Annotated in this window: 14 protein-coding genes; all 14 read right to left on the minus strand. The window is 36.8% G+C overall.

The window, feature by feature from the left end; all coding sequences use genetic code 11:
• Nucleotides 1–280 precede the first annotated feature (280 nt).
• Nucleotides 281–2,104: a peptide ABC transporter substrate-binding protein gene (locus tag ABH968_RS14225; RefSeq protein ID WP_370044979.1), complete on the minus strand. Its 1,824-nt coding sequence runs from the start codon at nt 2,102–2,104 to the stop codon at nt 281–283.
• Nucleotides 2,105–2,280: 176 nt separating this feature from the next.
• On the minus strand, nt 2,281–3,345 hold the full coding sequence (locus ABH968_RS14230) for a dipeptide epimerase (protein ID WP_370044896.1): 1,065 nt from the start codon (nt 3,343–3,345) through the stop codon (nt 2,281–2,283).
• 23 nt (nt 3,346–3,368) lie between these two features.
• Nucleotides 3,369–4,163 (minus strand): M55 family metallopeptidase, encoded by a 795-nt coding sequence (locus ABH968_RS14235; protein ID WP_370044898.1) that lies wholly within the window; start codon nt 4,161–4,163, stop codon nt 3,369–3,371.
• A complete protein-coding gene (locus tag ABH968_RS14240; protein WP_370044900.1) occupies nt 4,160–4,852 on the minus strand; it encodes a M15 family metallopeptidase in 693 nt (230 codons plus the stop codon). The genes ABH968_RS14235 and ABH968_RS14240 overlap by 4 nt, the downstream gene beginning before the upstream one ends.
• An 872-nt stretch (nt 4,853–5,724) precedes the next feature.
• Complete coding sequence (locus ABH968_RS14245; protein ID WP_370044981.1) at nt 5,725–6,474, minus strand: creatininase family protein; 750 nt, start codon at nt 6,472–6,474, stop codon at nt 5,725–5,727.
• Nucleotides 6,446–7,096 carry a bifunctional 4-hydroxy-2-oxoglutarate aldolase/2-dehydro-3-deoxy-phosphogluconate aldolase gene (locus ABH968_RS14250; RefSeq protein ID WP_370044902.1) on the minus strand — a complete coding sequence of 217 codons (651 nt, stop codon included), beginning with the start codon at nt 7,094–7,096 and terminating at the stop codon, nt 6,446–6,448. The genes ABH968_RS14245 and ABH968_RS14250 overlap by 29 nt, the downstream gene beginning before the upstream one ends.
• 10 nt (nt 7,097–7,106) lie before the next feature.
• Nucleotides 7,107–8,024 (minus strand): phosphotriesterase family protein, encoded by a 918-nt coding sequence (locus tag ABH968_RS14255; protein ID WP_370044903.1) that lies wholly within the window; start codon nt 8,022–8,024, stop codon nt 7,107–7,109.
• Between the two features lie 20 nt (nt 8,025–8,044).
• Nucleotides 8,045–9,313 carry a PTS ascorbate transporter subunit IIC gene (locus tag ABH968_RS14260; protein WP_370044904.1) on the minus strand — a complete coding sequence of 423 codons (1,269 nt, stop codon included), beginning with the start codon at nt 9,311–9,313 and terminating at the stop codon, nt 8,045–8,047.
• 3 nt (nt 9,314–9,316) lie between these two features.
• Nucleotides 9,317–9,604: a PTS sugar transporter subunit IIB gene (locus ABH968_RS14265; protein ID WP_370044906.1), complete on the minus strand. Its 288-nt coding sequence runs from the start codon at nt 9,602–9,604 to the stop codon at nt 9,317–9,319.
• 1 nt (nt 9,605) lies between these two features.
• A complete protein-coding gene (locus ABH968_RS14270) occupies nt 9,606–10,046 on the minus strand; it encodes a PTS sugar transporter subunit IIA (protein WP_370044908.1) in 441 nt (146 codons plus the stop codon).
• An 18-nt stretch (nt 10,047–10,064) separates the two neighbouring features.
• Nucleotides 10,065–10,817 (minus strand): GntR family transcriptional regulator, encoded by a 753-nt coding sequence (locus tag ABH968_RS14275; RefSeq protein ID WP_370044910.1) that lies wholly within the window; start codon nt 10,815–10,817, stop codon nt 10,065–10,067.
• A gap of 330 nt (nt 10,818–11,147) precedes the next feature.
• Nucleotides 11,148–12,065 (minus strand): hypothetical protein, encoded by a 918-nt coding sequence (locus ABH968_RS14280; RefSeq protein WP_370044912.1) that lies wholly within the window; start codon nt 12,063–12,065, stop codon nt 11,148–11,150.
• 16 nt (nt 12,066–12,081) lie between these two features.
• A complete protein-coding gene (locus tag ABH968_RS14285; protein ID WP_370044914.1) occupies nt 12,082–13,125 on the minus strand; it encodes a DmpA family aminopeptidase in 1,044 nt (347 codons plus the stop codon).
• The gene (locus tag ABH968_RS14290) at nt 13,092–13,826 is read right to left on the minus strand and encodes an aspartate/glutamate racemase family protein (RefSeq protein ID WP_370044916.1); all 735 of its coding nucleotides are present in this window, start codon (nt 13,824–13,826) and stop codon (nt 13,092–13,094) included. The genes ABH968_RS14285 and ABH968_RS14290 overlap by 34 nt, the downstream gene beginning before the upstream one ends.
• Nucleotides 13,827–14,193 lie beyond the last annotated feature (367 nt).

A 14,193-nucleotide genomic window follows, 5' to 3' on the forward strand; every position in this document is an offset into this window, starting at 1 on the left:
TGGCGTAATTGCGTCCGGATTTTGAATTGTGCATGCACAATTCAAAATCCGTGACATCCGCCGGAGGCTTTATCTTCATTCAGTTGGTTGAATAGGAATCACATCCGCATTCACCACGCCACCTTCAGAGGTTGGAGTCTTCTGAATGAAGATAAATACTCATCGCTTTTGACTTTTTCTTGAATGTAGCAATGATCTTAATATTTATTTCCAGCGTTAACTTCCTTAATGCCCGATTATTTCAACTATCAAAAATTGGGCATTGATTGAAGTTTCAAATTTATTTTGCTGCTTTAGCTAATGCATCCGCACGTTCTTGCTCCCACTTCGCTAAAGCTTCTTTAAACTCCTCATTACTCATTGGTTTTTCTAAAATTCGCTGACCTTTAAATTTCTCGGCAGTTACTCCAAATGGAGAGTATTGAGCCTCAAATGGATTTAATTTAGAAGCAACATAGCCACTTCCACCTACTGAATAAGGGATGACAAATGCCTCATCAATTAAGAAGGCTTCCGCTTTGGCAAATAGTTCATAACGTTTTGCTGTATCTATCGTCGCTTTTGCTTCGTCCACTAAGTTTTGATATTTTGATTTTCCGTTTGCTTCTGTATAACCTTCAGCTAGCTCCGGTTTATTATACGTACCGTCTGCAGTGAATGGATCCGTATACGTTGATGGATCTGCATAGTCTGGACCCCAGTTTGCTTCGAGTAATGCAAATTTACCCGGTTTACGAACCTCTGATAAAAATCCTGTTGATGGCCCAGCCTCTATGATAATGTCTACATAATCAGTACCTAATAATTTTTCAATCTGCTGTTCAACCACTTGTGAACGATTTGCCCAATCCGGCATACCGGAGTTATAAGGCATTAACACTTTTACTGGGAAAGTTACTTTTCCTTCTAGCGCTTTTTTCGCTTTTTCCTTATATTCCAATGCCTTCTCCTTGTTGAAGGAGTCATTTTTTGAAATATCAGCTAACGGTGCTAACTGTGTATAGTCAAGCCCCTCCACATTGACAAAGTTTTTAGGAGTAATCGTGTTGCTAAGCAAATCTTTTGGATTATAAGGTTCTAAAGTTAGCATTGCAGATTCACGGTCGAGCGCATGGAATAAAGATTTTCGGAAATCTTTATTATTGACCGCTTTTTTCCAATTTTCAGGCTCGTATTCCGCATCAAATTGTGGGTTAAAGTTTAATGCAAAGAAATACGTATAGAAGTTATTTTGTGTTTGACGAATTTGCGATTTTTTCTTTTCGTCTTTAAACCATTCATCAATAATAGAAGTAGGGATACTCGCAGAATCAATTTCTCCTCGTAAAAATAATTCTGGTGCCACTGTAGCCGCTTCTTTATTGTATTTATAGCGAATACGATCAATCAGTACATTGTTTTTATCCCAATACTTATCATTTTTCACAAGTACTCGCTCATTTTGCGGTTCAAATTTATCTAAAATAAAGGATCCGTTATAAAGGAAATTTTCACGCGCTGTACCAAAACTATCACCTTTTTCTTCTATAAACTTACCATTAACCGGGAAGAAACAGACATAGTTCAACATAGAAAGGAAATAAGGTGTAGGCGTTTCTAAAGTGTATTCTACTGTATGTTTATCTATTGCCTTTATGCCAACCTTCGTAAAATCTGTCATATCACCGTTATAGAAGGCTTCCCCATTTTTTACGACCGTAGCAATCCAAGCTGTTGATGATTCATTTTTTGCATCAAGCACATAATGTAAGCCATCTACAAAATCTTGAGCAACAACATCTGCATACTCTTTACCGTCATGTGTCATCCACTTTGTATCGTCACGAAGCTTGAACGTCCAAACGGTAGCATCGTCATTTGATGACCATTCTTTGGCTATGCTTGGTTGTACAACACCATACTTATCATACTCAATTAATCCATCAATCAAGTTCGCTGCTACAGCAAACTCATTGGTTTCAGAGGTCTTTAAGTAATTTAACGTTTTTATTTCCCCCGAATAAACCACACGATACTCTGATTTTTTTTCATTTGAAGAATCGTCACTACAGGCTGCACAAAGCATTACAACAAGACACACGAGAAGCAACCAATACCTTTTCATCATAAGCATCCCCCTAGTAATCTTTTTTATCTACAAAAAGTGACAGTAAAAATCCCACTTCAAGATGTTAGAAAAGCAAAAAATAAAAGTGGGAGATCAACTATCCATAAAGCCCGATAGGTTCTATTTACAGTCAGTAGGGTTGACGCCCCCTCACTGATTGAAGCTGCACTTTATTATGAAAATCCAATTCCAACTGCATCCGTCATCCTAATTCGATCATTTTCAAATATTGGACCACCATCAATAGGATCTTTCAAACATAGACTAGGTCCGTCTAAATCTACCATCGTAATATTTTTCTGTGATGCGGCAAAATGTGCAGCGGCACTTACGCTAATTTTTGTCTCTAGCATACAGCCAATCATGCATGGTATGTCGTTTGCCTCTGCAATGTGGCAAATTTTTTGTGCTTGATAAATACCTCCTGTTTTCATGAGCTTAATATTAATCAAATCCGCAGCTCGCCTTTCAATAATTGTATAGGCATCTTTTGCAGAGAAAACACTTTCATCCGCCAAAATATTTGTCAATGTATTAGCCGTCACGAATTGCATTCCTACTAGATCATGGCAATGAACAGGCTGCTCAACCAATTCAACATTTGCACCTGCATCTTCAAGTGCACCAATAATTTGTACAGCTTGCTTCGGTGTCCAGCCCTGATTCGCGTCAACTCGTAATGTTACGGCGTGTCCAACTGCATCACGAATGGCAACAACTCGCTCTACATCACCTGCTGGGTCTTTCCCCACCTTGATTTTTAAAATTTGAAAACCTCGTTGTACAGCGGCTATACTATCCTTCACCATTTCTTCAGAATCATTTACACTTATCGTAATATCTGTTATTAATTCTTTCCGATAGCCCCCTAATAATTTATAGAGAGGTGTTTGATAGTGTTTCGCAAATAAATCATAAATCGCCATATCTACCGCAGCTTTTGCACTGGTGTTTTGATAAATACTGCTATCAATTCGATCCATGATTTCTGTCAATTCTTCAATATCCATCCCGATAATGGCAGGCTTTATATACTCTTCTATAGCGTGCGAAATAGACCCTAGTGTTTCACCAGTAATGGCTGCAGTCGGCGCCGCTTCACCGATGCCTATTTGCCCATTATCAGCATGGACATAGACGGCAATATTGTGAATGCTATGCACTGTTCTCAGTGCTGTTTTAAACGATGTTATAAGCGGTGCCTCCACCTTTCCCACGACAATATTTTTAATTTTCATCCATTCACCTACCTTTAAGTTATTTATGTTAAGAACTGTAAAATCCGAAGCACCTCATAAAAATCATCTGTTACGAATTCCACTGTATTATGTGGTTTAAACGTAGCATTCGGATAGAAAGAATTTCGATACGCTCGTGTATGATCACGATAAATGATTTCCACTTCAAAGCGCTCAGGTAATGTCACTTGTAAATCTTCCCGAGGTACCTTCATCGAGTCCTCAACAAGTCGTTTCGTTTCCATAATCGTCAGCTGTGGACTCACGCTAATGGTCGCATTCCCTATCCCTTCTTTCGTGGCAAATGTGATGATGTTATTATTGATAGATTGAATTTCCTCTGTTAATCCCACATCTCCACTGACAAACGAAACTGGAACACCATGTAAAGCAGCCGCGTACGTATTAATTAAAAATTCGCTCGCGTACTCCCCATTAATTTTCACATCCGCAAAAACACAAAGCGTATGCGCTAAAGGATTACGTTCACTTCCTCCTTTACTGTGATAGCCAATAAAAATTGCACGATCAAAGCTCTTATCAAGTCCTGCAACCATACACATCGGGTCATACGTCCAGCCACGAATGATCTTGCAGTTTATTGGTAGATTAGAAATATCAAGATTACGTGCTGAATCATGAGCATCCTTTAATAAAATTTCGGTCGCTCCACCAAGAATAGCCCCCTCTATAGCGGCCTCTACTTCCTTTGTCATTTGCTTTTGGAAAAACTGATAATCTGGCGCGTTTAGCTCCGTCTCACTCCAAGCTGTTGTGCCAGTAATCCCTTCAATATCTGCACTAATATAGACCTTCATAGAAATCGAAACTCCTTTACTTTATTGTCTTGGATCATTGCTTCCACAGCCCCATAACTAGCTTCTTGCGCACCTACACGTCTTGCCCATGAAACATTATTAAAATCGTAATGCCACCATTCCTCTGAATAATTCGTAAAGCCAACCATTGTCATACAGTTATACAGAAGACGTCGATGAACACAGGCTTCCCAATCTTCCTCTGGATGTTGTTCAAAATAGCGTGTTGCAGACTTTTCACTGATTTCATCAAATGCTGTACCTAAATTTAAAGCATTGCCATCTAAATCTCCTAGTGTCACATCAATCGCTCCCCCTGTTAAATGAGGGGCAAAATGAGCATGATCAATACTCGGAAACGCAACATACTTTCGCGTTTCTCTTTCAACCTCTTGCTCAGTCAAATGGGGGGAAATTTGTGCGATTTGCTTTGAAAAACTCGTAAACAAATATTGCTGCACTTGGAACGGACGATAGCCATCATATAAAATAAGGCTATAATTTTTAGATAATAATAATAGCGCTTGTGTTAATCGTTCATACACACTCTGACGTAAATAAATTGCTTGTAAACTGTTTGGTATTTTTTGATGATAGTAAATTGGGTTAACAAAAATCCTCGAATGTTGTTCTCCGATTTGAATGAATGGCTCGCCATTTTCACGAACTGTTGGCGTTGCGTCCCTCATTGAAATTTTATTTACCTCAATAGGATGAAAAACAGCGTCATGTATAGTACACACCTCCAATTTCAGGTTTCGATAAAATTTTCGGATAATTCAGTTTTTAATGAATGTATCATACCTTAAATTTATTGACCAGATAAAAAAAGAAATATTACAGAGTAATAGCTATTTTCTTCTTTTCAAACAACATACGCCAAATAATTGATACAAGAAGTCGAAAGACAATGTTTCTTCACCTATTTAGGAATTTTATTCACGGATGGGGTAGAAGATTACCGAAATATAATAAAAAATGACGAATAAGCATCTTTAAGGATTTCCTTAGTTAGAGCTCTTCGTCATAATGTATGGTTGATTTCCGTTCCGACTGGGCGCTTTCCTGGGGGCGTCGGGCAACAGATGCTTTTTGTGCGAAAGCGTAGTGCAAACGCAGCGGCAACGACAGATGCTTTTTGTGCGAAAGCGAAGCGGCAGCAACAGATGTTTTTTGTGCGAAAGCGAAGCGGCAGCAACAGATGTTTTTTGTGCGAAAGCGAAGCGGCAGCAACACAATGTTTGGTCACGAAGGAGTCGCCCAGCCTCTACTCCAATCAACTTATATATACTTATATATAGTTCATCATAAATTTAAGAGATGAATCCCTTTATTCCCTAACTTGGTCAATAGTTTAATTGATTATATCGCTGTGAAAGTTCCTAAGCATATAGATATAATTCGCTTATTAGCTTCTGGGATTGGACGATTGCAGAAAATAATAGATCGCTCTAGCTCCGCTTCAAAATTACTGATGGTATGGTTAATAGAAGACTTTGCAAGGTTTAACTTTAATCCTGTTTCAGTGAAATTTATCTGAGGCCTTTTTGTATGCATACTATTATTGTCTTATAACAAATTCTTTATAGCCTTCATTTACTAGTTTAATCATTTTATCAGTAAATATTTCTGCCATCTTCTTACCTTTGTCTTTTGTAGCAAGAGTGGAATCTCCGAATACACCACTTTTACTCAAATCACCAAGTGAAATTGTAGATGCTCCGTAGAGATTTGGTGTTTCAGGATATTCCTCAACAGTTTTGTTCATATCAACTAGTGCTTCATTAACATGGAGCATTAATGAGGTCTCAAACTCGCACGCATGAATCATACCATTCCAAGTTGGAGACTCACATACTTCTTTAATTACTTCACTCAATCGAGGATAGAAGAGGTAAATGACTGGCATATCAAGCTCTTCATCCAACTCTCTAACTGCATACTTCATAGATGAGTTGTTAGAATCATGTCCATTTATTAAAACAAGCATCTTTCCTCCATAACGTGATACGCTATGAGCAACATCTTTGATAACCGCTTCTACTAAATCTTGTTGTAGCGATATAGTTCCAGGAATATCTCTCCAAACCCAGGAATAGCCAAAAGGAAGTGTTGGTGCTACAAGAGCACCAGTTGCTTTGGCTACTTCCTTCGAAAAATATTCGGAGAGGTAAATATCTACACCTAATGGTAAATGGTGACCGTGTTGTTCAGTTGCACCTAAAGGTAATATTACAACTGGAAATTCAGCTAAACCCTTTTTAACTTCGTCTCGTGTCATATTAATCATTAGTTTCGGTTGATTTTCCATCAATTTCATTCGCTTTCTTTATTGAACTAATAAATAATTTAGCATTACTTTTAATAACAGGGATATCTTTTTGAGTTGCTCCTCTAGGAACTAGTTCACTGCCAATCCCAAAGTGATGTATACCTAATTTTTTGTAGAATTTAATATTTTCCGGCGTAACTCCACCAACAGCCATAATATTTACCTTTGGAAACGGACCTCTAATAGCTTTTAAATAATTCTCATTGAGACCGTTTATAGGGAATAGCTTAAGGTAGTCAATGTTCAGTTCTAAAGCTTCCGCAATTTCTCCAGGAGTATATACTCCTGGATATACTGTTAAATCTGTTTCTAAAGCTTTCTTCACTAGTTCTTTATTCCAACCAGGCGTAATAATATACTGAACTCCAGCATTTTTTACTGAATACAACTGTTCTTCATTTAGAACAGTACCTGCCCCTAAATAAATTTGTTGTGGTGTAAAATGAGAGGCTAAAGTTTCAATACATCCTATACCCAACGTTTCATTACTTAATGAGACTTCTAAATTCTTTATCCCTTCATCAAGTAAGGCCTGAACTATTGGAACAATATCATTTGGCGAAACATCTCTTATTATTGCCATTAAATTATCAAGTTTCATTTAATCACTCCTAAAATTTCGCTAACCAATCAGCTGGATTTGTATAGAAAATTTGATTAATAGCATGTTGGGAAATTCGTTCGTTCAACATTCTAGGAATGAATTTTTGTTTAATATATCTAAAACCAGGACCACCACCATAAGCGTGTAAATAGCTTTGTCTCCCCATATCTCCTGATATGAGTAACTTATGACCATATCCATGTGCTAGAACATTTTTAATTAAATCTATTCTAATATTATCTGGATAATATTTGACTTTCCCGGGTCCATCGAATTGGATATAGGAGCCACGTTCTAAAATATTTAAGTGATAATAAGGATCAGCATTTCTATCGCTATGTCCTACAGCAACCAAATGCAAGTCTACCCCTTCATCCTCTAAAATATCTAACATTTCTACTCCCAGTGTTCCGGATTCAGTATGTAACCATACAGGAGCACCAGTTATTTTTTGGGCTCTTCCGACAGCTCGTGTTATTTTTTCTTCCAGTGGATGTATAACGTTATACCATGATCCAGCCTTTAATATTCCAGCTTTTGCATCGGATCCATCCATTCCAACTTGTATATCTTGAACTAATCTATCTACAATTTGATCGATACTTTCTGTTTCAACCCAATCATCAAAATAGATATGTTTATTGAAACCCGTGACCCCTAATACATTAACGCCGCTTTCCTCAGCCATTTTTTTAAGTATATTACCATCTCTTCCATAGTCGAGGGTAGAAGCATCTACCAAAGTTTCACCCCCGATTTTTTTAAATGTTTTTAATTCTTCCAGAGAAGCTTCGTAATTTGTTAGTTCGAAGTCACGATCTTTTTGTTGTGGAGGAGGACAACACCATAAATGTTCATGGGTATAAGTAAACCCTAGTGCTTCTTTGCTAGTATCTCCTAAAACAGTTCTAATTTTGTCAGTCATATTTATCACTCCTTTGGATCTTATATTGCTATACCAAACAGGGTGCCGATTAATCTAATAAGTAAAGTGACGACGATAGCATCCGTAGAAGCAAACCACAATCCGCTTATGCCATAACCGCTCAAATCAATAATTGGATAAGCTAAGGCCACTATCATTTGAAATGTAAATCCTAGTACCACGCCAGCAATTATGGCACCACGACGTCCCCCCATTGCATTCCCGAATACACCTGCAGCTCCTCCCATAAAGAATAAACCAATCACGGAAGGTAAGACCACAACAGGTAGCATAGTAGAAATGAGTGTTGCCCCCAATCCACCTACTAAGGCAAATAAAAATCCGATAGTCGTTGCTGTTGGTGCAAAAGAATAGAAAATAGGGATATCTAGTGCTGGTTTTGCACCTGGAACAAGTTTTTCGCTAATTCCTTTGAAAGCAGGTACTAGCTCACCTAGGAACATTCTAACTCCTTGTAATAATACAAGAATACCGACAACAAATGTAAACGCTTGCATAATTGCGAAAAGAGCAATATTTTGACCACCCGAAAGCTCATTCATAAGTTTAGTGTCGACAAAGAATGAAGTGACCAAATAAATAACAGACATAACAATTCCCATTAAAATTGACATTTCCTTTAAGAAATCTAACTGCTTTGGAACATTCATGTTCTCAGCCGAATGTTCTTTATTCCCCAATTTCCCACCAATCCAACCACTTATCCAAACAAGTGAACTCCCCCAAAATCCAAATCCTACACTATCGTTATTAGTTACTTTTCTTACGAAAGGTTGCGCTAATGCAGGAAATAGCACACTGGAAATCCCTTGAATTAATGAACCTAGTAGAATAGCTTTCCATCCGTGAATACCCATTTGATCAAAAACGATTGCCATTGTCGCAGCAAAAGAGAACATCATATGGCCAGTTAAAAAGATATATTTCCATTTTGTTATTCTGGCTAGTATAACGTTGACGATAAAACCAAAAACTAGAATTAAAGAAGTTTCTGTTCCAAGAACATTTTGCACTGCAGCAGCTATAGCATTATCTTCTGCTATAACGCCAGTTAATTTGAAAGCGCTTTCAAACATTTGGCTAAATGGCACTAAGCTACTTACAATGATGCTTGCCCCTTGTTGTAGCATGATGAAGCCAAAAATAGTTTTTAAAGTTCCTTTAATAATATCAGATCCAGATTTTTTGAGGGCTATAAGTCCAATAGCTGCGATTATTCCTAAAATAAAGGCAGGGGTTGATAAAACTCCAGTAATAAAACTTAGCATTTTTTAACCTCCTCGTGTATGGATTTGCATAATATATGGCAGTACTTTTTCTTCAATTTCATTTTTATCCAGTAAGTTAATGATGGATACTACAGGTATATCATTATTTTCAAGTTCTTGTGCTATTTCGCTTGATGCTACTATCAAATCGGCGTTTTTTCCTTTTGCAGAACTTAAATCGGTAGCTTCTCCCTCAATTGTAAAACCATTTTTATTTCCTAAATCTTGAATTTCCATTAGTAACATTAAACTTGTTCCAAACCCCATCCCACAAACAGTCAAAATAAACATATTAGCTAACTCCTTTCAATATATTATAGATTTCCATTGTGTCAGTTGACTCTTTTAACCTAGTTACTTTATCTTCATTCATCAAGACGGCGCTTAAATCTCTTAACATATCTAAGTGAAATTGTTTGTCTATACCCCCAATCGGAATAATAAGTTTAACGTTATCATTTTGTGGATGTCCAAAAGATAGAGGAGTTTTGACTCTCACAAAAGCTATACATTGTTCGTTCACTCCGAATTCTGGTCTTGCGTGTGGAATAGCTATGTTAGGTGCTAACACAATATAGGAACCGAACTTTTTATAACCATTAATCATTTCTTCTACATAACTTTGTTCAACACTGTTAGATTGAAGCAGTAAATTTCCAGCGAATTGAATGGCTTCTTCGGGAGATGTAAGCTCCACATCTAATGCAATTTGTTCAAATTTTATTGGTAACATTGTATCTCTCCTTATGGTTTATGGAATGATGTGTTTTTTTCTTCGGCCTTCTAGTTCAACAAAATACTCATATCTATCTCCACGTACAACCATATCTACTACTTCTACAGGGACTTTGTTCTTTATGAATGAAGTTCTTCTAACATGTAAGACGGCAGCGCCTTCCGGAACCCTTAATTTAGTTGCTTCATATGAGGTAGCAGACCTAGCTGTTATAACCTCCTCAGCACTTTCTAAAAAAATGTTGTATATTTCCTCTAAATCCTTATATAAAGAATCAGAAGTTAGACCTTTTTTTTCCAAACCAGGGACATACTTATTTTTTAAATAATTAATCATTATAACAACCGGCTCATTTTCGACTGCTCGTACCCTTGCAATAGATACAACTTTTTCGTCTGGTGCCAGTTTTAAAGAGTCACGCAATTTTTTTGAAGGTTCTACTACCTGAATAGTTGTTTCCAAAGTTAAAGATTTTTTCTGCTTAATCCTCATTTCTTCAGTCCAGCTAAAAATAGTTCCGATATCTTGTGTCATTTTGTTATTGTTAACAAAAGTTCCTCTTCCTTGTTGCTTAACAACAACACCACTTCTTTGTAATTCATCTATAGCATTTCGGACTGTCATTCTGCTAACACCATAAAGTTTTTCTAGCTCTTTTTCAGTTGGAAGGACTTCCCCAATTGTCATATTTTTCTCTATATATTCTGTAAGTACTTCTTTCAACTGAATATACAGAGGAACGGAAGATTGTTTGTTTAATTTTTTCAATTTGTTACCTCTTTCATTTTTCTTGATTACATCATATAACATTATAATCTATAAGTAAAATATTAATTAAAGGTCATTATCTTTAAATCAAGAGAGAGTGATTAATTATTGAAAATATTTATAAGCATTTCGTTGTTTCAGAATTACTATACTGCAGGGTTTCATCTGTGACGCTAATAATCCCTAAGGAGTCGCCCAGTCTCCACTCCAAATGTCTTCCACAACTTTCGGTGATGAGTCTTAGTTAATTGAATCAAATTATATTGGTAATAAAAAAACCTCCATTTTGATATTGATCAAAATGAAGGTAAACTCTTCTAGTTATTTCTACTAAACAAGCCAACTAAATAGTATTTTTATTAATATTTCACGCACTAAAGATGAGGTTTCATTTACGGAAGAACGAATATGACATTGAATAATTTTATTATCAAAGCTAAACCAGAACCACCTTGCTGGATATTTAGTTTCTTGAACTCCATAATATACTTCAATTTTTCTATTTTCATATGGAATTTTCAATAATCTAAATCTCCATTTTTGACGAGTTCCAATATTTCTTCCTAAAGTTTTAGGTAGATCTTGTTCTAAAGTAAGAGGTGCTATTGAAATCCAACACCCATCAGTAAGGTTTTCTTTTTGTCGATATAGTAATTGAACTTCATTCGTTTCTTTACCAATCCCAACCGAGTCTAGCTTATAATCTAATAATGTCTCTGAGAAAGTATTTTTCAAATTAATTATCTCAGGTTTAAACCATTTTACCCTCGTTACTTCATCTTCTCCCCATTTTCCTTGATCATATCTTGCTGTATAACTTACAGTAGCAAATGATTTTTGTGACAGATCAAGGTTTATTACCATTAAATTTGCAAGATATTCTATTAACTCATCATCCGTGGCATCACCTTCAAAAACCGATATCTCCACAGTTGTAAATCCTACAGAATAGCTTAATGCCTTATTATTTTTATAATCAATACCAATAAAGCCTACTCTATTCTGAATGATAAAAGGCTTACCTTGTTTAATTAAATTCGTATCTGCATAAATAAAAGGGAATGCCCAATCATAAAAAAATTGTTTTACTCGAATAATGCTATTATGAAGTTTCGCATTAAAGTAAATAGAACTGCGATTAACTTTTGTTTCCTGACGTAATGAAAAATTATAGATAGTTTGCATTTGTATATCATTTGGTAGTAATGGGCTAAAATTGATTTGTTCTACAATGTTATCTAATGACATCCCATCATCCATAGAGTTAAAATTGATAGGCTTCAACTTTATGTCCATTTCTACCAACAGTAGTCTGTGCCTGAGATAGTGAATTTAAAATGGCTTCCTCTGTTGCTTCTGCAGCAGCTGCAAATAATTGATTAATGATAGGGTGATCTTCCCGTAGTTGTGTACGTGTTTCGACGAGCTGATCTGATTGGTGAGCGATATGATGGGCTGTTGTAAAGCCAATAACTATATCTCCGCTGCCATGTGAAAAATGACTGCCTGTACGTCCCAGTCCGATACCACAGCGTTTAATAACACGTGTTAGCTGACGATTACTAAGCGGTGCGTCTGTGGCAAGTACGATGATAATGGAGCCATCTGTCGGCGATAATGCCGATTCATTTTGAACATTTGAAGTAGTATATTGACGAGCTAGATACTCTGAGCTTTGTCCGAAATTACTAAGTATCATACAACCTATCGTATAGTTTGTTGACGCGTGTGTCACGATTCGGGAAGATGAGCCAATCCCACCTTTATAGCCAAAACACATCATTCCTTTTCCGGCACCAACTGCCCCTTCCTCCGCTATTTCATTTGATGCCTTGCGAATCGCTTCCACAGCATGCTCGGGTGTGATAGGACATTCTCGAATAGAATTTAAATAGCTATCGTTACATTCCCCGACTACGATATTAATAGTTCCTGTTGAATGACCTATTTCACTATTCGTATCTAGCATAAATTGTAGCGTTCCTTGTGTTACAGCCGGGACGCCAAATGTATTCGTGAGCATAATTGGTGATTCAATAACCCCTAGCTCATTCACCTGAACGAGCCCAGTCGTTTTCCCAAAACCATTTAGCACATAGCTTGCAGCAGTAACCTTTTGCTGAAATAAATTACCATCATGCGGTAAAATCGCTGTTACCCCTGTACAGGCATAAGCGCCTTCTTGATTCATTTTCTCATCGAGCGTTACATGACCTACACGCACGCCAGCTACATCGGTAATACAATTTTTCTCACCTGTTGATAATGTTCCAACTACAATCCCCATTTCTCGTACTTTTCTTGGCATATTACCCCCCCCTTATGAATGGCCATATTTACAGTAGCCTGTGCATGTAGAATTGTTGTATCAAAAACAGGTACGCTAAGATCTTCCTGTTTAATAAGTAAACCAATCTCTGTACAGCCTAATATAATTCCTTGTGCTCCCGATTGCACAAGGTTCTCAATCACCTGTAAATAATAGTCCTTCGATGTTTGTTCAATTCGGCCCAAGCATAATTCTTCATAGATGATACGATTGACCTCAGTACGCTCGTCAGCAAATGGAACAAGTACTTCAATGCCAAATCCCTCTACTCTAGCTCTATAGAAATCTTGCTCCATCGTGTACTTTGTCCCAAGAAGGGCAACTTTTTGTAAACTAGCTTTTTCTATTTGATTTGCAGTCGCATCTGCTATATGTAAAATCGGTATTGTGATCTTTGCCGCAATGATATCAATAACCTTGTGCATTGTATTTGTACAAATGATAATAAAATCTGCCCCTGCACTCTCTAGGGATTGCGCTGCTTCTCCCAGCACTTGCCCAGCCTTCTCCCACTCTCCCTCAGCTTGATAATGCTCAATTTCTTGAAAATCTACACTATACAGAATGCATTTTGCTGAATGCAAGCCTCCTAATTGTTGCTTAACCTCTTCATTCATAAGACGATAATACTGTGCAGAAGACTCCCAGCTCATTCCGCCAATCATGCCAATGGTTTTCACACAAATTCCCCCTTTAATTTTACTATTATACTAATAATTCTAACTTAAATAAGGGGATTTTCAAAAAAGTATTAAACTTCTTTTTCCATTTCTTCAGCTTTTCTTTTCAAGAATTGCAAATATCTAATTTAATAAAATGGAAATGAGAGAACTAACACAATTTATACTAATAAAAAATAAACTAGCGTCCATAAAATCAATGCATATGGAATACACAAAGCCTATTAAACCACTAAAGATCAATACAACAATTGATGGAAACTCAGGGAATAAAAAACTGACTACTCCCACAGCTAAAGCAGTGGGGTTCTTATATACTTAAGAGAAGCGTTACAAAGCTCTCCACAGATGGTGTTGCCATGTCCTG

Source organism: Lysinibacillus sp. RC79, from assembly GCF_041262405.1.
GTDB lineage: Bacteria > Bacillota > Bacilli > Bacillales_A > Planococcaceae > Lysinibacillus.